19 protein-coding genes are annotated in these 20,059 nt (G+C 51.8%); 10 read left to right on the top strand and 9 right to left on the bottom strand.

From position 1 onward, the window contains the following. Positions 1–40 precede the first annotated feature (40 nt). From YERSI8AC_RS22010 to YERSI8AC_RS22000, 3 genes are all read right to left on the bottom strand, one after another. Positions 41–241 (bottom strand): DUF2783 domain-containing protein, encoded by a 201-nt coding sequence (locus YERSI8AC_RS22010; protein ID WP_159177582.1) that lies wholly within the window; start codon positions 239–241, stop codon positions 41–43. Next, positions 228–1,958: an FAD-dependent oxidoreductase gene (locus tag YERSI8AC_RS22005; protein ID WP_159177581.1), complete on the bottom strand. Its 1,731-nt coding sequence runs from the start codon at positions 1,956–1,958 to the stop codon at positions 228–230. The genes YERSI8AC_RS22010 and YERSI8AC_RS22005 overlap by 14 nt, the downstream gene beginning before the upstream one ends. Positions 1,959–2,033: 75 nt before the next feature. Beyond that, positions 2,034–3,002 carry an MBL fold metallo-hydrolase gene (locus YERSI8AC_RS22000; protein ID WP_159177580.1) on the bottom strand — a complete coding sequence of 323 codons (969 nt, stop codon included), beginning with the start codon at positions 3,000–3,002 and terminating at the stop codon, positions 2,034–2,036. Positions 3,003–3,335: 333 nt separating this feature from the next. Here YERSI8AC_RS22000 and YERSI8AC_RS21995 point away from each other — a divergent pair, with 333 nt between their 5' ends. From YERSI8AC_RS21995 to YERSI8AC_RS21980, 4 genes are all read left to right on the top strand, one after another. Further along, complete coding sequence (locus YERSI8AC_RS21995) at positions 3,336–3,824, top strand: MarR family winged helix-turn-helix transcriptional regulator (RefSeq protein ID WP_022521435.1); 489 nt, start codon at positions 3,336–3,338, stop codon at positions 3,822–3,824. Between the two features lie 430 nt (positions 3,825–4,254). Beyond that, positions 4,255–5,304 (top strand): TRAP transporter substrate-binding protein, encoded by a 1,050-nt coding sequence (locus YERSI8AC_RS21990; RefSeq protein ID WP_159177579.1) that lies wholly within the window; start codon positions 4,255–4,257, stop codon positions 5,302–5,304. Between the two features lie 27 nt (positions 5,305–5,331). Further along, positions 5,332–5,874, top strand: a complete 543-nt coding sequence (locus YERSI8AC_RS21985; RefSeq protein ID WP_022521436.1) for a TRAP transporter small permease — start codon at positions 5,332–5,334, stop codon at positions 5,872–5,874. Then, positions 5,867–7,162, top strand: coding sequence for a TRAP transporter large permease (locus tag YERSI8AC_RS21980; protein WP_022521437.1), 1,296 nt, complete (start codon positions 5,867–5,869; stop codon positions 7,160–7,162). Before YERSI8AC_RS21985 ends, YERSI8AC_RS21980 begins: the two co-directional genes overlap by 8 nt. A gap of 117 nt (positions 7,163–7,279) precedes the next feature. On the opposite strand, the gene paaZ is transcribed toward YERSI8AC_RS21980, so the two are convergent. The 6 genes from paaZ to paaA all read right to left on the bottom strand — a co-directional run bounded on the left by paaZ (position 7,280) and on the right by paaA (position 13,316). Then, positions 7,280–9,322 carry a phenylacetic acid degradation bifunctional protein PaaZ gene (gene paaZ / locus YERSI8AC_RS21975; RefSeq protein ID WP_159177578.1) on the bottom strand — a complete coding sequence of 681 codons (2,043 nt, stop codon included), beginning with the start codon at positions 9,320–9,322 and terminating at the stop codon, positions 7,280–7,282. A 69-nt stretch (positions 9,323–9,391) separates the two neighbouring features. Beyond that, positions 9,392–10,474, bottom strand: a complete 1,083-nt coding sequence (gene paaE, locus YERSI8AC_RS21970; protein WP_159177577.1) for a 1,2-phenylacetyl-CoA epoxidase subunit PaaE — start codon at positions 10,472–10,474, stop codon at positions 9,392–9,394. 19 nt (positions 10,475–10,493) lie between these two features. Then, a complete protein-coding gene (gene paaD / locus YERSI8AC_RS21965) occupies positions 10,494–11,078 on the bottom strand; it encodes a 1,2-phenylacetyl-CoA epoxidase subunit PaaD (protein ID WP_236557395.1) in 585 nt (194 codons plus the stop codon). Continuing rightward, positions 11,062–11,901: a 1,2-phenylacetyl-CoA epoxidase subunit PaaC gene (paaC, locus tag YERSI8AC_RS21960; protein ID WP_159177576.1), complete on the bottom strand. Its 840-nt coding sequence runs from the start codon at positions 11,899–11,901 to the stop codon at positions 11,062–11,064. Before paaC ends, paaD begins: the two co-directional genes overlap by 17 nt. 11 nt (positions 11,902–11,912) lie before the next feature. Further along, positions 11,913–12,194 (bottom strand): 1,2-phenylacetyl-CoA epoxidase subunit PaaB, encoded by a 282-nt coding sequence (paaB, locus tag YERSI8AC_RS21955; RefSeq protein WP_022521442.1) that lies wholly within the window; start codon positions 12,192–12,194, stop codon positions 11,913–11,915. A gap of 135 nt (positions 12,195–12,329) precedes the next feature. Further along, a complete protein-coding gene (gene paaA / locus YERSI8AC_RS21950; RefSeq protein ID WP_159177575.1) occupies positions 12,330–13,316 on the bottom strand; it encodes a 1,2-phenylacetyl-CoA epoxidase subunit PaaA in 987 nt (328 codons plus the stop codon). Positions 13,317–13,869: 553 nt separating this feature from the next. Here paaA and YERSI8AC_RS21945 point away from each other — a divergent pair. The 6 genes from YERSI8AC_RS21945 (at position 13,870) to YERSI8AC_RS21920 (ending at position 20,033) form a co-directional block, all read left to right on the top strand. Continuing rightward, complete coding sequence (locus YERSI8AC_RS21945) at positions 13,870–14,826, top strand: LysR family transcriptional regulator (RefSeq protein WP_022521444.1); 957 nt, start codon at positions 13,870–13,872, stop codon at positions 14,824–14,826. Between the two features lie 147 nt (positions 14,827–14,973). Next, positions 14,974–16,257, top strand: a complete 1,284-nt coding sequence (locus tag YERSI8AC_RS21940) for a TRAP transporter large permease (protein ID WP_159177574.1) — start codon at positions 14,974–14,976, stop codon at positions 16,255–16,257. Positions 16,258–16,306: 49 nt separating this feature from the next. Further along, positions 16,307–17,290 carry a TRAP transporter substrate-binding protein gene (locus YERSI8AC_RS21935; RefSeq protein WP_159177573.1) on the top strand — a complete coding sequence of 328 codons (984 nt, stop codon included), beginning with the start codon at positions 16,307–16,309 and terminating at the stop codon, positions 17,288–17,290. A 90-nt stretch (positions 17,291–17,380) separates the two neighbouring features. After that, complete coding sequence (locus tag YERSI8AC_RS21930; RefSeq protein ID WP_022521447.1) at positions 17,381–17,908, top strand: TRAP transporter small permease; 528 nt, start codon at positions 17,381–17,383, stop codon at positions 17,906–17,908. Between the two features lie 248 nt (positions 17,909–18,156). After that, positions 18,157–19,647 (top strand): amidase, encoded by a 1,491-nt coding sequence (locus YERSI8AC_RS21925; RefSeq protein ID WP_159177572.1) that lies wholly within the window; start codon positions 18,157–18,159, stop codon positions 19,645–19,647. A 32-nt stretch (positions 19,648–19,679) separates the two neighbouring features. Further along, complete coding sequence (locus YERSI8AC_RS21920) at positions 19,680–20,033, top strand: RidA family protein (RefSeq protein WP_022521449.1); 354 nt, start codon at positions 19,680–19,682, stop codon at positions 20,031–20,033. The last annotated feature ends 26 nt before the right edge of the window (positions 20,034–20,059 follow it).

Raw genomic sequence — 20,059 nt, 5'->3', positions numbered from 1 at the left:
ATTTTTATAAAACTGTATGTTGATAAACCAAGGGGCGCGGCTATTGATCGCTATCACCAACCGCATGGGAAATCGCTTCTTCAAGCACGGTTTGATCGCCGATGTGATTAGCAAGTAAGAGAATCAGGCGTGCATTGATGCGCTCGCTCTCTGTTTCGCTGCGGTCGCGATGTAGCGCCGTGAGCGCAGCGTAAAAGGCGTCTGGATCAGTGAAGTTCGAATTCAGCTCAAGCCTTGGCATGGCAGCTTTCCTGGAAGGTAGTGTCAGCGGCACCCGCAAGATAAACGCCCAGCGCGCGGTCTAATGCGTCTTCAACCCTGCGGGCCATGATGGCGTGCCAGCGGGCAGCAACGTGTTGATCAGGGCGAATAAGGTACCCGCCACCTGCTTTCAGGCCATATCGTTGTGTCACTAGCCCCTCGGAATCGTCTACGATGGTTGTGCGCGGTAGAGCGCTAAGCTCATCCGGTGCTGGGCCAACGACCACCAGGCTTAAATCAGTGCGACGGCCTAACAGCTCTTTCAACGGCGCGGCAAGCGTGTCGGTGTGCCCATCCTCAAAGCGGCCGTCGAGTAACAACACAAAGCCATCGCCAAATTGATTGAGTAGCCAGGCGTTCTCTTCTCTCAATCGAATGGGAGCGTCCTTGGCCGGGCTGCCGGGGCGCAGTTCTCTCGGGCCACCATTAACATCGGGTGTATTGAGCGGTGAGGTGTCATAGCGGCAGGGCATGGAAAGGCGACCGCTGTTGACCAGGCTACGTGCGAAGGCATGTTTCTCAGCCAGCTCCAGCGTCACATCTCGGAACACTTGGCTGATATGGCTCTTCGGGGTAATAAAATCAGTGGCGCGGGTCGAGTTAAGGATGTTCTCTGCCGCGCCATGCTGGCGCTCAGTGTTGTAGGTGGACAAAAGCGTTTTTGGCGCCTGCTGTTTGAGAACGCGGGCTAGTTTCCACACTAAATTATCCACACCCTGTAGGGCACCATTGGCGCCCCTGGCGCCAAAGGGGGATACCTGATGAGCCGCGTCACCTATGAATATCACGCTATGGTGAATGAAATTATCCATCTTACGGCAGCGGAAGGTGTAGACACTGGCCCACTCAAGCTCGAACTCCACGTCTTGGCCAAGCATTGCCTGAACTCGTGGGCGAATGTTCTCTTCTTTCTTTTCTTCTTCCGGGTCAGCATCACATCCTAATTGAAAGTCGATACGCCACACATTGTCCGGTTCTTTGTGCAGCAGGACTGACTGATTGGGATGAAAGGGCGGGTCAAACCAAAACCAGCGTTCTGTAGGGAAGTCGGCCTTCATCACCACATCAGCAATCAGGAATCTGTCCTGAAATACTTGGCCTTTGCACTCAAGGCCCAGTATGTCTCGGATTCGGCTGTTAGCTCCATCCGAGACGAGGAGGTAGTCACAAGTCAGCTGGTAATCACCGTCTTGGGTAGAGACCTTGATGGCGGAGCACTCAGGCTGAGCATCGACATCAATGACTTTATGTTTCCAACGAAGGTCAATTTGCTCTGGAAAGTCGTGAGTGCGGTTGACCAGAAACTCTTCAAAGTAATACTGCTGTAAGTTAATAAAGGCGGGCATACGGTGGCCGTCTTCTGGCAGCAGGTTGAAGTCATAGACCTCGCGATCCTGGAAGAAGACGCGACCGTGCTGCCAGGTGACGCCTTTTGCAAGCATCGGCTCGACGCAACCCAGGCGGTCTACAATTTCCAGCGAACGTTTAGCAAAACACAGGGCCCGCGACCCCACGCTAACGGTGTTGTTATCGTCCAGAACAATCGAATTAACGCCTTGGTGAGCCAAGTCGATGGCGGCGGCGAGGCCGCTAGGTCCCGCTCCGACAATCACTACCGGATAGTGGCGAACTTCTTGAATATCGAGTTCAGGCGGGCGCCGATAAGGATAGACAGGATTTTTATAGGTTGTTGGCATCTATTTGCTCCCGTTCAGCGTCGGGTGCGTGACACCCGACTGCTGGGCATGATCAGTGGGTGTCACTGGTGGCACTTACTGATTTTCGACGGCGTCCTGTAGCGAGTGCCACATAGCGGTATCGCGTTCAGCCGTCCAGATGCGGGGATCCGGGTACTCGCCGCCTGCTTCGTCGTAGCAGCGAGTGATATCGAAAGGCACACAGTGATCGAAGATGACCCAGTGACCATACTTCAGCTTAAGTACCGCGTAGGTCTCGGCGTAACACTCGGAGAGAGACTTGCCCGCCGCCTTGCCCGCTTTAACACTTCCATACATATCATTTAGGAAATCGCGGGTGCCCTGAATGGCTTCCTGGCACTGTTCGACCGTTTTCAGTGCATCACCGCGGCCGGGCACCAGCTTTTGGGGCTGCATGGATTGCAGGCGATCAAGCGTGGCAGGCCAGTCCTCGTGGTAAGCGTCACCGGTGTAAGGGGTGGCGCCATACTCAACGAGGTCACCGGAAAACATTACTTTTTCCTTCGGCAGCCAGACGACGGTATCGCCCTTGGTATGTCCGCGGCCAAGGTGGATGATCTGTACCTCACGCTCACCCATGTAAACCGTCAGCTTCTCTTGAAAAACTATGTTTGGCCAGGTTAAGCCAGGCACAGAGTCCACACCCTTAAACAGGCGAGGGAAACGACCGACTTCTGACTCATAGTCTTGCTGACCACGCTCGTTGATCAGGTCATAAGTGTTCTGGCTAGCGTAGATATTCTCTGCATCGTACGCGGAAGCGCCGAGAACACGCACGGCATGGTAATGGGTCATTACCACATGCTTAATCGGTAGGTCAGTCACTTCGCGGATACGGCGGATGACATCCTGAGCCATGACGGGCGTTGCCTGGGTGTCGATAACCATCACGCTGTCATCGCCAATCACGATGCCCGTATTGGGGTCACCTTCAGCAGTGTAAGCATAGAGCCCTTCTGCCAGCTTGGTGAAGCTGATCTTCTTCTCTTCGGTATCGGCATGGGACGCGAATTTCTTGCTCATGATATCTCCGGTGCTATCAGGGTGATTCAGGTATTCATTGAATTGTTGTGTGCTTGAAGGATAGTTTCCAATGAAACTAAATGTCCAATGTTTCATGGACGAATCACTCTGTCTTTTGCATCGTATTGACGATAATTCTTGATAAATCAGGTGATTATTGCAAATTAATACTTAAGGATAATAAATAAAATCGTGAAATTGGTTGCAAGGGAGAGTATCTGTCGGCACTGTTCCACCTTATGATAGGTGCATTGCTGGAGCCTACATTCCCAGCTATCGTGCGGATTTTGGTCATCACCACTTCTGATAAACGGTGGCTTTAGGAGAAACAAAATGACGATGGATAAAGCAGACGGCGATGTGTCACTGGAATCTTCAGCCAGGGTAGAGCTGGATCTCAACCAATTTTTACCCTATCAGCTTAACCGTTTAGCTGACCGCATCAGCCAGGCGTTAGAGAAGCTTTATGCCGAGTCTTATGAACTCAATATTGCCCAGTGGCGTGTGCTTGCCTGGCTTAGCCACTGTGATGATTTAACCGCTAAGAAGGTCTGCGCTTACACCAATATGGATAAGGCTCGCGTGTCTCGCGCTATTCAGTCACTGGAAGACCGTGGACTGATAAGCCGCACGCCCTCACAGCAGGATCAGCGACTACATGACTTGCAACTGACGGACGCCGGACAAGCGCTACTCAATAAGTTAGTGCCCGAAGCCCAGGCGTGGGAGGCCGGCCTGGTGTCGACCCTGAGCGTTGGTGAATATCGTGATCTGCTTAATACAATGCGCAAGCTTGAACGGCAACTGGAGAGAATTGGCTAGAGGCTTGATGCTGGGAAGTCGAGCCCAGGTGATAAATCGCATTTTTGCCGGTGGTGTGTCGTTAGTGTATCGATAGATAAGATTTGTGTAACAAAAGAATGGGCGAAAAATAACCCCATATAGCCATTGATAGTCACTCGAAGAAACAATGTTTTTGGTGTAAGTGGTTGTAGTTTAAGTTAATAATGTAAATTAATACTTAAGTGTTAGAATCTATTAGTTGATGGATCGTTGCATGATCCACGTATCTAAAGGCATTGTGCTAAATAACGTGATTCGTATAATTTCTATATTTTAATAATAAAGTATCACGTTAGGCGCAATGAGTGATTAACTAGCAATCTCACCCACCGCACGCATGGCTTATCAACATCATTCAACAAAAACGATGAGCGCTTTACCCAGTTCGTGACGACCAGAGGAAAGAGAAGTGAATAAAACAACAAACCTGATGATCGGCGCTATTGCCGCCGCAACGCTGAGCACCTCCGCCTTTGCACAAACGACAATCACCGTGAGTACCTGGGCTGGTCCCAATCACGGCATCAACACCATGGTATGGCCAACGTGGAAAGCGTGGATTGAAGAAGCCACTGACGGGCGCGTGACCGTTGACGTTGTGCACGACCTCGGACCTCCCGCCTCCCAGATGGAGATGGTCGCCGACGGCATTGCTGATGCTACTTGGGTATTCCATGGCTATAACGCAGGGCGTTTTCTGGCCACTCAGTTACCCGAATTTCCTACCTTTGAAGACTTCTCCTCGGAGAACGCCTCTGCTGCTTATTGGCATACGCATCAGGAGTACTTAGCCCAAGCTGATGAGCATCGCGGCGTTGATGTGGTGGCTGCGGGGGTACATGGCCCGGGTTGGATCTTTAGTCGTGAGCAGTACCAAACTCTTGCTGATTTAGAGAACGAGCGCATTCGCGTCGGCGGCGGGGTCATGGGAGATCTCTCTAATGCCCTTAATCTGACCGGCGTGGCTTTGCCGCCAACCGGGGTCTATGAAGCTGGCTCTCAGGGCGTTATTGATGGCGCTATGCTGGTGCCGGAAGGCCTTAGAAGCTTTCGGGTAGCCGAGGTATTTCCCTATACCTTGACGGTGGATGGGGGCTTTTATCGAGGCAGCTTCACCATTGTAGTGAATCCGAGTATCTGGGATGAGATGTCTGCAGAAGATCGTGCCGCTGTGGAAGACGTCTCGGGTGAGCGGTTATCGCGACTGTTTGGCTACATGATGGATGTATCCGATGAGCGGGGCGTCGAGTTCGCCGAAGAGCAGGGCCATACCTTTACAGCCCTCGGCGACGAAGATCTTGAGACGCTGCGCGGTATCAGTAATGACCTGGTTGACACCTGGTCCGAGAACGTAAGTGAACGGGGTGTCGATGCGCAGGCGGCGCTCGATTACTTCCACCAACAGCTTGAAGAAGCTGCTACACAAGAGAGCGTGGCATCCTTAGTGCCACAATCATAATTACCCTTCGCCAAGTGGAGGGCGACTATGCAGATCCTGACGTCTCGCTGGTCAAATGTCGGTAGGGTCATGCAGCTGGCGCTGGAGGGGGTGGCGGGTGCCACCCTCTTTGCCTTGATGCTGCTGACGACTGCTGATGTAGTAGGCCGTTATTTCTTTAATTTACCTATCCTTGGAACCGTCGAGTTGACCCAGCAGATGCTGGCCGCTGTGGTGTTCTTGTCACTGCCAGTAGCATGCTGGCGTGAAGAGCACGTTAGCGTGGATCTCTTGGATGCCATATTCCCTGTGCGCTGGATATGGCTGCGCCAGATGATCGTCAACTTAATTATCGCCGTGGCTTTATGGGTGATCGCTACACGGGTTTGGGCACTGGGCGTGCGTGCTTTCGAGTGGGGCGATGTCACTGAGTTTCTACGCATTCCCGATGGTTACCTTATTTACCTGATTGCCATCATGCTGTTTCTTTCCGCTCTACTCACCCTCGGTCGAGCGGTGAGTTACCTCCTAGAAGGCGTGGGTGTGATTAAGTGCGGTGGCCCAGTCAGCCAGGGAGATAAGCATGATTGAAGCACTTTATGGGTTTGCAGCGCTGTTGATATTGGTATTCCTGCGCATGCCTCTGGCTTTTGCCATGGGGATCGTGGGTTTTGTGGGCTTCTACTACCTGACCGGTAACTGGAACGCGGCTGAAGCCATGGCGTCGCGCCGGGTAGTCGACACCGCTAGGGACTACGGTCTATCGGTGATACCACTGTTTATCTTGATGGGTAACTTGGTGTCCCATGCTGGGCTCTCTGATGCGCTATTCCGGGCCTCCAATGGTTTTCTTGGACACCGTAAGGGCGGTCAGGCGATGGCCACCATCGTGGCTTGTGGTGGTTTTAGTGCTATTTGTGGGTCGAGTCTTGCGACCTGCGCCACTATGGGGCGTGTTGCCATGCCCCAGATGCGCAAGTACGGCTACAAGGACTCGCTGGCGGCAGCCTCCATTGCAGCGGGCGGAACCCTTGGGATACTGATTCCTCCCAGCGTGATGCTGGTGATCTACGGCATCATTACTGAGACCAGTATCCGTGAACTGTTTGCAGCGGGCTTTATTCCCGGCATATTGGGCATTGTGATGTATCTCGGCGCGGTTAAGTGGGTTCTGTGGCGTGATCCCAGCGCTGGGCCAGCGGCCGAAAAAGTACCCTGGAACGAGCGCCTTGCGGCCCTAAAAAATGTGGGGAGTACCCTGGCGCTGTTCGTATTGGTTATCGGCGGCATCTATTTGGGTATATTCACCCCAACGGAAGCGGCGGGTATTGGCGCAATGGGCGCCTTTGTGATTGCGCTGCTCAAGCGTGCTTTGACGCCGACTATACTCATGAATGTCCTGATGGACACTGTGCGAACAACAGCGATGCTGTTTGCGGTGGTGTTGACGGCGCTAATCTTTGCTAATTTCATTAACCGCGCGGGGCTTCCCAATGACCTCCTGGCGTTGGTCACCGGGCTGAACGTGGCCCCCTTCGTGGTAATTCTCGTTATCTTGGCCATTTACGTACTGTTAGGCTGTGTATTCGAAAGCATGTCGATGATGCTGCTGACCGTGCCGGTCTTCTTCCCGGTCGTGGCGGGGCTTGGCTATGATTTGGTGTGGTTCGGCATACTGGTGGTTATCGTCATTGAGATTAGTTTGATAACGCCCCCTGTCGGTATGAATGTGTTCGTATTGCGGGCTGTATTACCGGACGTATCGACAGGCACTATCTTCCGCGGCGTCACCCCTTTCTGGGTCGCCGGTACCATACGCGCACTACTGGTGCTTATATTCCCAGCGATCGTGCTTTTTCTGCCGCAGTTACTGTATTAAAGCTACGCTATTAATACGGTGCTATTAACGTCCTTGCTAAACAAACGGCTGACAGGGTAAGCGCCCTGTCAGCCGTTTTTTGTATTACTTTTTTGTCTGGCTGTATCGGCTGAGGCGTTACTGCCGCTTGGCCACCAGCGTTAGAATGTCGTAGCTGGCGACCAGTTCATCGTTTTGATTGGTCACCGCTACGTCCCACATCACCACGCCTTGTGGGTGCCCATCGGGAGAAGTTCGGCCCTGATCAATCTTGCGCTTGCAGGTTAGGCGGGCGCGGATAGTGTCGCCGACCAACACAGGTGTAATAAAGCGCAGTGTATCCAGGCCGTAGTTAGCCAGTACGGGGCCTTCGCCTGGGTAAACGAATAGACCCGCAGCGGCAGACAGCACAAAGTAGCCGTGGGCAATGCGCTGGCCGAACTGGGTCTCTTTGGCGGCAATGTCGTCGAAGTGCATATAGAAGTGGTCGCCGGAAAGGCAGCCAAAATTGACGATGTCGGCTTCAGTGACGGTGCGGCGGTGGGTTAACAGTGACTCCCCAACCTGCAGGTCGTCGAAATAGCGGCGGAACGGGTGGACGTCAGTCTCGATCACCTTGGCGCCACGCACATATTCCTTTGTGACTGCCGCGAGCATGCTCGGAGAGCCCTGGATGGCGGTGCGCTGTAGATAGTGGTGAACCGCACGAATGCCGCCGAGTTCCTCGCCACCGCCTGCGCGGCCGGGCCCGCCATGCTTGAGCATCGGTAGCGGAGAGCCGTGGCCAGTGGATTCCTTTGACGCCTGAGCATCCAGAATCTGCAGGCGGCCGTGCTGTGCGGCCAGAATGGGGATCATTTCAGCCGCAATGGCAGGGTCTTTCGTGGTCAGCGTGGTCACTAAGCTGCCCTTGCCCTTGGCGGCGATGGTCAGGGCTTCGTCGATGCCGCTGTAGGGCATTAGCGTCGCGACGGGGCCAAAGGCTTCAATGTCGTGAGCGCCGCCGTCGTTCAACGGGTTACGATTGATCAGCAAGTGGGGAGTAATGAAGGCGCCGTTTTCAACACCCTGGCCGACAGGCTTGAAGCTGCCGTCTCTGCCGAAGACGCACTCACTAGTCTCTAGCAGTTGTTCAATTGCGTGGTTAACGTCTCTCAATTGGTCACGGGAAGAGAGCGCGCCCATGCGTACGCCTTCTTCATGAGGATCACCGACCATAATGTTGGCAAGCCGCGACTTAAGTGTGTTCGCCAATGCATCCAGATGCTCGGTAGGCACTAAAATTCGACGGATCGCGGTACATTTCTGACCTGCCTTGGCGGTCATCTCCTTGACCACTTCTTTGGCAAAGATTTCGAACTCTTCGTCTTCCGGGCTAACATCCGGGGCCATGATGGCGCTGTTGAGCGAGTCCGCCTCGGCGTTGAACGGGATGCTCTTCGCCATGATGTTAGGGTGGCTTTTCAGCTTCAGGGCGGTGCTTGCCGAGCCGGTGAAGGTGACAAAGTCCTGCTCTTCCAGATGATCCAGTAAGTCACCGGCTCCGCCGATAACCAGTTGCAGCGCTCCTTCCGGCAGCAGGCCTGAGTCGTTGATGACGCGCACGGCTGCTTCGGTCAAGTAGCTAGTGGCGGTTGCCGGTTTGAAGATACACGGCATGCCTGCCAAAAAGGCGGGTGCGAACTTCTCCAGCATGCCCCATATGGGAAAGTTAAACGCATTGATGTGTACAGAGACGCCGCGGCGGGGCACCAGTATATGGGTGCCATTGAAGTGGTTCTCTTTGCCTAGCTGAGTCACCGGGCCTTCATGGGCCACATTGCCGGAGGGCAGTTCCTTGCGGCCAGTGGAGGCGTAGGTAAACAGGGTGCCAAAACCACCGTTGATGTCGATCCAGGAATCGGCCTTGGTGCAGCCAGTGTGGTGAGAGATGGCATAGAGCTCACGCTTACGCTCTTGGATATAGGCGGCCAGCGCTTTAAGGATGGCGGCCCGTTGCTGGAAATCCAGTGCCAGCATATTTTTCACACCGGTGTTGCGGGCATACGCCACCGCTTCACGGAAGTTGATCTCTTCTTGGTGGGTATGCGCAACGGTTGTGCCGTTAATGGCGCTAATAAGCGCTTTGGATTCGGCCTTTCCGAACCACTGGCCTGCGATGTAACTCTGTAAAACTGACATTGCGTACTCTCCCGCAAAACATAGACGAAGCCGACGCGTTCGCTGGCTTGGAAGTGGGTGGGTTAGGGTTTATACCTCGTCATAGTCAAGTACCACCCTGTCGCTGATCGGGTAGCACTGGCAGGACAGCACGTAGCCGGCATCGATTTCGTAATCTTCCAGGGCGTAATTGGCGTCCATTTCCACCTCGCCTTCGATGACTTTTGACTTGCAGGTGGAGCACACCCCAGCCTTGCATGAGAAAGGAATATCCGCGCCATGCTCGTTACCTGCGTCCAGAATGCTCTGGGTATTACGGGGCAGGTCGTACTCAATGGTGCGGCCGTCGATGATCACTTTGATGTGTGAGGTTTCTGCTTTCAGCTGAGCCGCTTTCGTCGCCTGGCAGCGTTTGGCGCCTGCCGTCGGTAGCCCGGTAGTGAACAGCTCGAAGTGCACTTTTTCCTTCGGCATTCCATGTTGGCTCAGAACACCACGCACGATTTCGGTCATTTCGTGCGGGCCACAGATAAACGCGGCGTCGAGCTTGGGTATGTCTACCCAGCGGTCAAACAGGGCGTTGCATTTGTCGGCGTCGATCCGGCCGTTGTAAAGATCGATTTCCTGTTGTTCGCGGCTGAACACATAAATGATGTTGAGGCGTTCCAGGTAGCGATCCTTGAGATCCTGAAGGCGTTCGCGAAACAGCGTACCCGTGGTGGAACGATTGCCATAGATGACGGTAAAGCGGCTCTTTGGCTCGCTTTCCAGCGTGGTGGAAACAATCGACATAATGGGCGTGACGCCACTGCCAGCGGTTACCGCCAAATAGTGTCCTTCACGGCTGGGGTCGAGCGGCACGAAGAACTTGCCCTGGGGTGGCATCACTTCCAGGCGGTCACCGGGCTGCAAGTGCTGGTTGGCAAAGGTGGAAAAGCTGCCGCCGGGCACCAGCTTGACGGCGACTCTCAGCTCATGTTCGTGGACACCGGTGCAAATCGAGTAGGAACGACGGACATCCTCACCTTCGAGGTCGCGGCGTAGAGTCAGGTACTGCCCTTGGGTAAAGCGAAAGGCGTCCAGCAGGTCATCGGGAACGTCGAAGGCAATGGAAACGGCATCATGGGTTTCCTTGCGCACATCCTTGACGGTTAGGGCGTGAAATCGGCTCATGGGAAATGGTCTCGTCGTTTTACATACACTTGAAATAATCGAAAGGCTCCAGGCAATCGCGGCAGCGGTAGAGCGCCTTGCAGGCCGTAGAGCCGAATTCGCTGACGCGTTCGGTCGCGTTGCTGCCACATAAAGGGCAGGGCACTACCGGGTCAGACTGGCCGGTTAGGCTACGTTTGCTAGCACTTCCTACCGGTGGTGCGATGCCGTAGGCGCGCAATTTTTCGCGCCCGGCTTCGGTTAACCAATCGGTGGTCCAGGCGGGGGACAGGCGGCGCTGAATTAGCGGGTCTGAGTAGCCAGCGGCCACCAGCGCTTCATGGATATGCTGTTCGATGACTTCCGTAGCCGGGCAGCCGGAGTAAGTTGGCGTTACGTTGACCGCCAACCGACCGTCCACCCAATCGATATCCCGCACAATTCCCAGCTCAACCACGCTGACCACCGGTACTTCCGGGTCAGGCACTTCCTGCAAAATGGCCAGCACGGCTTCAACATCGCCTTCGTCACCGGCTGGCGGCAGGCCGCTGCGGTCGCTACCGATTAAGTCACTGGAGGGCCAGTCATCGGTAAGCGTCGGTGGGTGGTTACCAGACGGTCGCATCGGGATAGGCCCTCGGCAGGTATTGCATTTCCGCTAATAGAAAGCCCAGATGCTCGGTGTGATGCCCGACTTTACCGCCGGTATACATCCAAGCTTCGTAGGAAGGGCGCTCCAGCGTGGCTTCTTCAAACACCTCTTCCACGGTGGCTTTCCAGCGGGTGGCCAGCGTCTCTGGGGCTGGCGCAATACCGGCTTCCAGCATGGCCTGATCAACCTCGTCGCCCTGCAGTAGCTCACCGGTGAACTGCCAGAGGTTGTCGAGCGCTCGCTGCATGCGGGTGTGGCTCTCTTCCGTGCCATCGCCCAGGCGAATCACCCATTCAGAGGAGCGGCGTAGGTGGTACGTTGCTTCCTTAAGCGACTTGGCCGCCACTTCAGCAATGCGTGGGTCGCTGGAGTGAGACAGCCCATCAAGCAGGTGTACGTGCCAGGCATCGAACAGGAACTGGCGCCCCATGATGTCGGCGAAGTCACCGTTGGGCTGTTCGACGAGCAACAGGTTACGGAAGTCCTGAGCGTCGCGGCGAAAGGCCAGGTGGTCGGCATCGATCTTGTCAGCCACTAGTTCAGATGCCATCAGTTCAGCAGCCAGCAGTTCAGACACATAGCCCAGCCAGTTGCGTGCCTGACCGAAGAGGTCGAGACCCACGTTCATTAAGGCCAGTTCCTCTTCCAGCGCGGGTGCCTTGCCGCACAGTTGTGCGTGGCGCTGGCCGAGTACCAAGTCGTTATCGCCAAGGCGTAGCAGGTAATCGATCAACGGGGTTTGTGTTTTTTGAGCTGTGTTTTTCTGAGCCGCGCTTTGATGAGATATGTTTTGCATTGCTGCCTCCCTTACATGTGGCCGACTTCTTTCGGCAGTTTGTAGAAGGATGCGTGGCGATAGACCTTGTCGTTAGACGGGTCGAACAGCGGCTCTTTCTCGTCGGGAGAAGAGGCAGTGATTTCGCTGGCCGGAACCACCCAGATGCTCACCCCTTCATTGCGACGGGTGTACAGCTCACGGGCGTTTTCGATTGCCATGCGGCGGTCGGCTGCATGCACACTGCCGACGTGCTTGTGGTTAAGACCGTGCTTGCTGCGTATAAAAACTTCAAAGAGGGGCCAGTCAGCCATGAGAAAAGCCTCAGTGGTCAGAGGAGTCTCGTCTCGCAAGACTCCATGTTGTTTTAAAAGATAGCGTTTTAAAAAATAGGGTTCTAAAAAAGTGAGTTATTGCTTTTCGTTGGTGCCCAAGCAGGTGTCGCCAGTTCAGGCTGCTCGGTGTTGACGCTTGGCGGCGTGGGCCACGGCGGCTTCACGCACCCAGGCACCGTTATCAATGGCGTTACGGCGTGCCTCGACACGCTCGCGGTTGCAGGGGCCGTTGCCCTTGACCACGTCGAAGAACTCTTGCCAATCGATTTCACCGAACTCGTAGTGGCCGGTCTCTTGGTTATATTTGAGATCCGGGTCAGGAGCGGTGCAGCCCAGCAGCTCTAGCTGCGGTACGGTTTGGTCGAGGAAGCGCTGGCGCAGCTCATCGTTGCTGTGGCGCTTGATCTTCCAGGCCATCGACTGAGCGCTGTTGGGAGAATTTTCGTCGGACGGGCCGAACATCATTAGCGAGGGCCACCAGAAGCGGTTAATGGAGTCCTGCACCATGGCTTTCTGGTCGTCGGTACCCTCTTGCATCATGGTCAACAGAATCTGATACCCCTGGCGCTGATGGAAGCTCTCTTCCTTGCACACGCGAATCATGGCGCGGGCATAGGGGCCGTAAGAGGTGCGCTGTAGCGGTACCTGATTGACAATGGCAGCGCCATCAACCAGCCAGCCGATGGTGCCCATATCAGCCCAATTGAGCGTTGGGTAATTGAAGATGCTGGAGTACTTGGCGCGGCCGTCGTGAAGCTTGTCGATCTCTTCGTCGCGGTCGGCACCCAGGGTTTCCATAGCGCTATAGAGGTACATGCCGTGACCTGCCTCATCCTGAATTTTGGCCATTAGCTGCAGCTTGCGCTTGAGGGTTGGTGCCCGTGTCAGCCAGTTGCCTTCCGGCAGCATGCCGACGATTTCTGAGTGGGCGTGTTGCGAGATCTGGCGGATCAAGGTCTTGCGGTAGGCGTCCGGCATCCAGTTCTTGGGTTCTATTTTAATTTCATCATTGATGCGCTCCTGGAACTGGCGTTCCTCAGGGCTCATCTCATCGAGCGTTTTGAGTTTGTTAGAACCGGTTTCAACGAGCTGCGCGTACATAGAGACCTCCGCGGCGTCGATATATCAGGGAGTGTGGCTTATTTTTCCTAAAGTATAGTGATACGAAATATTTTATCAATAGGTATTTTTGTGTGTCACTTTAATACTTTGTGATAACAGATGTAGATAGGGGTTAGCCTTAAAAGGAAAAAAATAGCTAAAACAAGTGATTCAAAAATGCCTTCAGAGGGAAAAATTATTTACGCTAATATGCAGAACCTCTTTTGTGGACGCTAGGTGCGGCCTGAACAGTCGGATCGAAAGTAAGGCTCTAACAAGGGCTGGCGCTGCCGTTACTTGTGGCGCTAAATTTCAGTGGAATACTTGTCTGGCTGCTTTGAATTTCCAGCCCTTTAACGTGGGGGACGGCGTAGACTCGTGATCAATTCACGGCGGTGGGAGCCTGGTATCGTCAGGTCTATAGTGGTTGCCAGGATGTTGCATGCTGTGTCACTTCTGTTGGTAAAACAGAAAGTGAGTCAGCGCTGCTAACCTGTTGTGAAATGCTCTTCGCCGATGCGGGTCATTGCAATGAGAAAAACAAGGTAGCTGTATGCTCGAAACACAACAAGATATTAAGAAATTCTTTAAACATGATTTGAAGCTCAGACACCTCCGGATCATTGCCATGCTTGCCCAGTTGGGGCAGGTCAGTCATGTGGCGAAAGCAATGAACGTGACTCAACCGGCGATTTCTAAGCAAATCGGTGAGATTGAGCGTTCCCTGAACAGCCCAATCATTCAAAGGCAAGGTAACCGCGTTGTTTTCACCCCTATCGGCGAAAGGTTGGCAGCCCATGCGACTGAAATCGTACAATTAATTGAAAGGGCTGAATTTGATGTCGATGCTGTCCACCGGGGGTTAGGAGGCCACGTTGTAGTGGGTGTGGTCGCCTCACTTGCGCCGACACTGTTGCCAGAGGCCATTAAGCGGCTCAAGGTAATTGCTCCTTCTGCAGTCGTTTCTATCACTGAAGGCCACTTTAATCAGCTATTACCTCTGCTGGAAAATGGCAATCTAGATATCTTGATAGCTCGGGCATGGGAGCCTTTCTTTCGCGAGGGTATCAGTAAAACCTCGATATTAAAGGAACCTATCCTGGTGGTAGCCGGCTCTCAGCACCCGCTTGCGGTGCGAGCAACAATCGAATGGAAAGACGTTGTAGCTTGGCCATGGATTAGCCCCGCAGAAGGGTCATTAGCGAGGCAGGCCGTTGACACATGCCTTGCCAAAGCCGGTTTAGCATTCCCTTCCAGTTATATCGAATCTACATCACTACTGCTCAACTTTGAGCTGATGCGGATCGCTCCGTTCATTAGCCTCATGCCTGAGTGGTTGGCCAGACATCATGCGGGAAAGGGAGATCTAAGTATCCTGCCGTTGCAATTTGATGAAATTCTTTCGGAAGCCTACTGCTATTGGAGAAGCAATTCATCTAATGCAACTAGCAAGCTATTTCAAGAATGCCTGGAGCAGGCAAGCCACCAGTCTCGTTTTACTTCCCATTGAGTCAGAATAAAGTGAAGCGCTCTCTTCGTATTACTGTTTGGTTATGCGAAGAGAGTAATTTGTCATTTGTCTGCCTTCACATCACTGAGTATTCTCAAATAAAGACAAGTATAAGTTCTGTTAGTAGCAACGCCTTCGGAGCCTTGTATGGCCTATGCTATCGTAGCTTTTTGTGTATTCCTGTTTTCGGGTACAGCATTCGCTTATCTAGTAGGTGCCACTGCGGTCATCGCATTTTTGACGACTGGCTATCCGCAATACATAGCGATACTTCCTCAACGTATCTTTGCTCAGTTAGATGTCTTTGCTTTTATGGCTATGCCCTTGTTCATACTCACCGGAGAGCTGATGAATCGTGCTGGTGTGATGGGGTCTCTGATCGATTTTGCTATGGCTCTGCTTGGTCGTTTCAAAGGTGGTCTGGGGCATGTCAATATTATGACGAGCCTATTCTTTTCTGGTATATCAGGTTCCGCGGTGGCCGATTCAGCAGCTGTATCCAACTCTTTGATTCCAGCTATGCGCGAACGTGGTTATCCACCATATTATGCAGGAGCACTAACCGCCGCTTCATCAATGATTGGGCCGATTATTCCGCCTAGCATCATTATGATCATTTACGGAGGGCTAACAGGCACCTCCGTAGCAGCGCTTTTTGTGGCTGGCATTTTGCCTGGTTTGCTACTGGCCTGTTTGCTCTTCGCATTTAATGCCTGGATAGCACATCGAGACGATCATCCCGGTGGTAGCACTATTGATATTCCTCCACTGTTCGCTAGCTTTAAAAGAGCGTGGCCTGCTTTATCTATACCCGTCATTATCCTTGGCAGTATCGTCTTTGGGCTTACAACTCCAACTGAAGGCGCAGCACTTGCTGTTATTGCGGCTATATTAGTAGGTTGGTCGATGGGAGGGATGTCTTGGAAAGTGCTCTATTCAGCCGTGGAGGCGACAGCACGTTTAACAGGCTCTATCTTTATTATCATTTGCTCTATCGCAGTACTTAGTTATCTTGCAGGACTGCTGGGTTGGCCTCAATTATTGGCAGGCTGGATAGCCTCAATGGGGCTTGCCGGAAATAATTACCTTTTGTTACTTATTTTTGTGCTTCTTGTTGCCGGTATGTTCATGGACACACCTGTGGCACTCACATTACTCGTACCATTGCTTGTGCCTACAGCGCTGTTACAAGGTTTCAATCCGGTACATCTAGGTATTATGGTTTGCTTCAACCTTTGTATTGGATTGATAACACCTCCTTTTGGGAAATGTTTAATCGTGGTTTCGGGGATTGCGAAAATAAATTACTGGAACCTTGCTAAAGCAACACTACCCTTTATTGGAATACAGTTAGTAATATTGTTGATAATTGCCTTTTTTCCGAATATTAGTCTCTTGCTTCCACGGATATTCGGGTTCAACGTGCTCTAGATTAAAAAATCACAACTTCTATCGATAACAAGCATAATGGAGACACTGTATGAAATTGCTAAAGATTCTCGCAATGGCGTCAGCCCTAATTGCATTTCCTATGTCGGTTCTTGGTAGCGAAATCAAGGTTGCTCTGGATAGTCCAACGGACTTAGAAAGGTCAGGCTCCTATGTTTGGGCACATAATTTTACTGAAGCTCTCAAAGAGCGCGGCTTAAATGCTCGAGAAATACCTCGAGATGCTATGGGGGGAGAGGCAGAAAAACTCGACCAACTTTCAATGGGCCTGCTAGAAGTATCTTTGTCGGACGTAAATTCAGTCGCACGCATCGATCCGTTTATTTTCGGCGTACGTTTGCCTTATCTTTTTGATGGAGTGAGCCACATGGATCGAGCTCTCACTGAAGGTGATGTTCTGTCACGCATCAATGAAAATATTAAGCATGCTGGGGTTCGTTTATTGACGCTCGCACCGCTTGGTCCTCCCTCCGGTATTATCACAACACGCAAGGCTGTCACTCAGCCTGAAGACATGGCCGACCTGCGGATGCGTGCCATCGACGATGTACAAAACGCGCTCTATAGAGCTTGGGGCGGAAGCGGAACAATTGTTGCTTGGGGAGAGGTGGCGGCAGCAATGCAGACAGGTATTGTCGATGGCTATATTAATACTTCACTTGTCCCAATTATGTTTGGACAAACGGACATCATAAGCTATTACACTGATACTAATGTTATGAACGCTTTACGTGCGGTTCTGGTTTCTGACGACTGGTACCAGGGTCTGAGTGAGCAGGAAAGAAGTATTGTAGATGAATCCGTTGGTATTGCTAATCAGGCCAACCGGGCATGGCTTCAAGATATTACACCCAAGGTTTTAAACGAGCTTAGGGAAAAAGGTGTGGAAGTAACAACATTGTCGGCAGAATCGCGTGGTAGATTTCGTGAGTTATCTCGCTCGGTTTACGATCAGACGGAGCTGACACCCGCACAAGTCGAGACGTGGACTGATCTTGCCGAAAAGACGCGCTAAATCCAGTTGTTATTTGCCCTATCCAGTTATATTAACCTGGGTGCAGGGGGGCTTTTCTAGTGATTATGCTGAGCGTAAGGTGTATACAATATGTGCCGTTCAATAGTTATCCTCAGTGATTGTCTAGATTGGCTTGCTCGCCGAGTATCAGTATTGTGCTTAGTGTTGATGCTGCTATTCGTAGCAATCCAAGTGGTGGCTCGATACGCTTTTAACGCACCGCCATCATGGACAGAAGAAATGGCTCGTTACATGATGGTGTGGGGCGGGCTGCTCGGAGCTACGCTTTCTTTTAAGTCGAAAGATGACCCTGCGCTTTTTCAGGGGGCCATGCACTTTAAGAGCTTTCCATTGAGGCTGTTTTCGGCACTGTTGCGCGGTGTGGCAGTGCTCATCTTTTTTGTTCCTATTATCTATTTCAGTATCTTGGGGTCTGGAATGGATCCGTCACGTGGTTTTATCGCACGTCAGTCACAGATTAGTGCAGATACGTTGGGATTTCCGATGTCATGGGTGGTGTTATCTGTGCCAATTTGTGCAGCTATTATTTTGGTGCATCTGCTTGCTCGTGCTTGTGAATCGAAAATTAGCAAGGAAGGATCTACTTTCTATCATTAATGATTTTCTATTAATTGTTAAGTGGAATTGTGGTTTTTTTAACTTTCTTACCCATGTTTTAAATGATCGTTGAGATAGTATTTTGATGTCAGTCATGCTGAAAAAGATAAAAGTGACGTTCTATTGGTGATTGTTTTATGTATCGTAAAGATTTTTGTCATTGTTAATGATGGTGACTATTGTTTTTAATAAAAACCTGGTTATATCGGGTATTTCTTTTAATAAGTTACATAAAGGAAGATGTTTGAATGATACCTTGTGATTTGAGTGCTACTCAGGCTCGTCGCCTGCTTTCTTCAAAACAGCTCTCTGTTGTCGAGCTTGCTGAGAGCTGTATCGCCCGAGCGGAAGCTGTGAACCCGGCAGTAAATGCTTTAGTTAGCTATAATCACGACTTAATGCTTACTCAAGCTCGCGATGCTCAAAGGGAAATCGACCAAGGTAAGCCTCTTGGTGTACTGCACGGTCTGCCATTGTGTGTAAAGGATATGGTCGATGTAGTTGGTTTTCCTACAACTTATGGTAGTGAGTTATATGCCGATAATATAGCTACGTCAGATGACCCGATGATCACCCAGCTACGCCAAGCAGGTGTCGTCATTATGGGTAAGACAAATAACCCTGAGTGGAGTGCTGGAGGAAATACTCGAAATGCGGTGTATGGCGTCACTGCGAATCCCTTTGATTTATCTCGTTCTGCAGGTGGTTCATCGGGAGGCTCGGCCGTGGCTGTTGCCTGCGGCATGGCACCTTTGGCGACTGGTTCGGATACCGGCGGTAGCCTGCGAAGCCCAGCGGCATTCAATGGTGTTGTTGGCTTTCGTCCCTCGCCTGGCGTAGTTCCTGGATCGCAGCGTTCATTAGCACTGCTTCCTTTATCTACCAGCGGGCCAATGGCACGGACTGTAGCTGACACCGCACTCATGCTATCAGCCATGATTAGACCTGACCGAAGAGATCCATGGGTATCGGTAGTTGAGGAAAAAAGCCACCATAAACCTGACTCTTACACGCATTTACCCTCTTCTGATCTGAGTAGTGCTAGAGTTGCGGTTACCCATGATTTTGGTTTTGCGATAACAGAGTCGCTTATTGCTGAAACCTTCCTTGATAAATTACATCGGTTCGGTCATGTATTTGCTTCCTTAGAGCACACCCACCCGGATTGCCATGGTGCAGATAGGGCTTTTTCAGTTTTAAGAGGATTGTTGTTTTCCGGCCATCATCGTGAGTTGGTTAGAAACCATCCAAGTAAAGTGGGCCCGAATATCAAGGCCAATGTTAAAGAGGGGGCTTCATTCTCTGCGTTAGATGTCGTGGAGGCCATGAATTTGCAGACCCAAATATACCGGCGCTGGCAAACATTTTTCGAACGGCATGATTTTATTATTGCGCCGACTACGACTATTAGTCCACGAAACTGGCATGAGCTTTACCCCAGTGAGATAGACGGAAAACCGATGGAAAGCTATTACCATTGGCTTTCAATGGCTTATGCGTCGACGTTGGTTGGCCACCCATCTATTACGTTACCTGCCGGACGGGATCTAAATGGTCTTCCTTTTGGTTTGCAGATCATTGGCCGCCGTGGCGAAGACCTGGCTACGCTTGCTTTTGCTCAGGAACTAGAAGCCTTGTTCAATACTATTCCAGAGCTCTCACGTCCTCAGGTCGATACTAAATCGCTTTGCAATGCCCAGCCACTGAGCTTCTCTGAAGGCTTCCTCGGCTTCGGTTAATTGATTTTCAATAAGTATCAGGAGAATACGCTATGAACATGCCATTTTCTAAGTTTCGCGAAGTTAATGATCTGGTCATGCTTTCCGGAGAAGTTCCTTTAGATGAAGAAGGAAGAATTCCGGAGGGAATTGTTGCGCAAACTGATCTAGTAATGAAGCGCATTTCTTCAACACTGGCCCAGAGTGGTCTGGGGTTAAGTGAGATTGTATCAGTCACTGCCTATCTCACTGATAAAAGTGATTTTGAGCTTTTCAACAGTACTTATAAGAACTATTTTTCTGCGCCTCTGCCGGTTCGTACTACTGTATGTTGTGAGCTTTTTATCGATGCTAAGGTAGAGCTAACAGTGGTGGCCGCTCGTTCACTTTCAGCTTCACAAGCCTAAAGCTTAAAAGCCATGAATAATAAGTA

The sequence above is a fragment of the Halomonas sp. 113 genome, from assembly GCF_904067645.1.
Lineage (GTDB): Bacteria > Pseudomonadota > Gammaproteobacteria > Pseudomonadales > Halomonadaceae > Vreelandella > Vreelandella titanicae.
Note: the sequence above shows the minus strand (reverse complement) of the source record. Positions and strands in the feature narration are given on the sequence as shown.

Excerpts from the sequence above, each read along its gene's own strand:
- YERSI8AC_RS22005 (WP_159177581.1), bottom strand. The coding sequence starts at position 1,958 with ATGCCAACAACCTATAAAAATCCTGTCTATCCTTATCGGCGCCCGCCT.
- YERSI8AC_RS21930 (WP_022521447.1), top strand. The coding sequence starts at position 17,381 with ATGTGCCGTTCAATAGTTATCCTCAGTGATTGTCTAGATTGGCTTGCT.
- YERSI8AC_RS21935 (WP_159177573.1), top strand. The coding sequence starts at position 16,307 with ATGAAATTGCTAAAGATTCTCGCAATGGCGTCAGCCCTAATTGCATTT.
- paaB (WP_022521442.1), bottom strand. The coding sequence starts at position 12,194 with ATGGCTGACTGGCCCCTCTTTGAAGTTTTTATACGCAGCAAGCACGGT.
- YERSI8AC_RS21940 (WP_159177574.1), top strand. The coding sequence starts at position 14,974 with ATGGCCTATGCTATCGTAGCTTTTTGTGTATTCCTGTTTTCGGGTACA.
- YERSI8AC_RS22010 (WP_159177582.1), bottom strand. The coding sequence starts at position 241 with ATGCCAAGGCTTGAGCTGAATTCGAACTTCACTGATCCAGACGCCTTT.
- YERSI8AC_RS21945 (WP_022521444.1), top strand. The coding sequence starts at position 13,870 with ATGCTCGAAACACAACAAGATATTAAGAAATTCTTTAAACATGATTTG.
- paaZ (WP_159177578.1), bottom strand. The coding sequence starts at position 9,322 with ATGTCAGTTTTACAGAGTTACATCGCAGGCCAGTGGTTCGGAAAGGCC.
- paaE (WP_159177577.1), bottom strand. The coding sequence starts at position 10,474 with ATGAGCCGATTTCACGCCCTAACCGTCAAGGATGTGCGCAAGGAAACC.
- paaA (WP_159177575.1), bottom strand. The coding sequence starts at position 13,316 with ATGTACGCGCAGCTCGTTGAAACCGGTTCTAACAAACTCAAAACGCTC.
- YERSI8AC_RS21920 (WP_022521449.1), top strand. The coding sequence starts at position 19,680 with ATGAACATGCCATTTTCTAAGTTTCGCGAAGTTAATGATCTGGTCATG.
- YERSI8AC_RS21980 (WP_022521437.1), top strand. The coding sequence starts at position 5,867 with ATGATTGAAGCACTTTATGGGTTTGCAGCGCTGTTGATATTGGTATTC.
- paaC (WP_159177576.1), bottom strand. The coding sequence starts at position 11,901 with ATGCAAAACATATCTCATCAAAGCGCGGCTCAGAAAAACACAGCTCAA.
- paaD (WP_236557395.1), bottom strand. The coding sequence starts at position 11,078 with ATGCGACCGTCTGGTAACCACCCACCGACGCTTACCGATGACTGGCCC.
- YERSI8AC_RS21995 (WP_022521435.1), top strand. The coding sequence starts at position 3,336 with ATGACGATGGATAAAGCAGACGGCGATGTGTCACTGGAATCTTCAGCC.
- YERSI8AC_RS21985 (WP_022521436.1), top strand. The coding sequence starts at position 5,332 with ATGCAGATCCTGACGTCTCGCTGGTCAAATGTCGGTAGGGTCATGCAG.
- YERSI8AC_RS22000 (WP_159177580.1), bottom strand. The coding sequence starts at position 3,002 with ATGAGCAAGAAATTCGCGTCCCATGCCGATACCGAAGAGAAGAAGATC.
- YERSI8AC_RS21925 (WP_159177572.1), top strand. The coding sequence starts at position 18,157 with ATGATACCTTGTGATTTGAGTGCTACTCAGGCTCGTCGCCTGCTTTCT.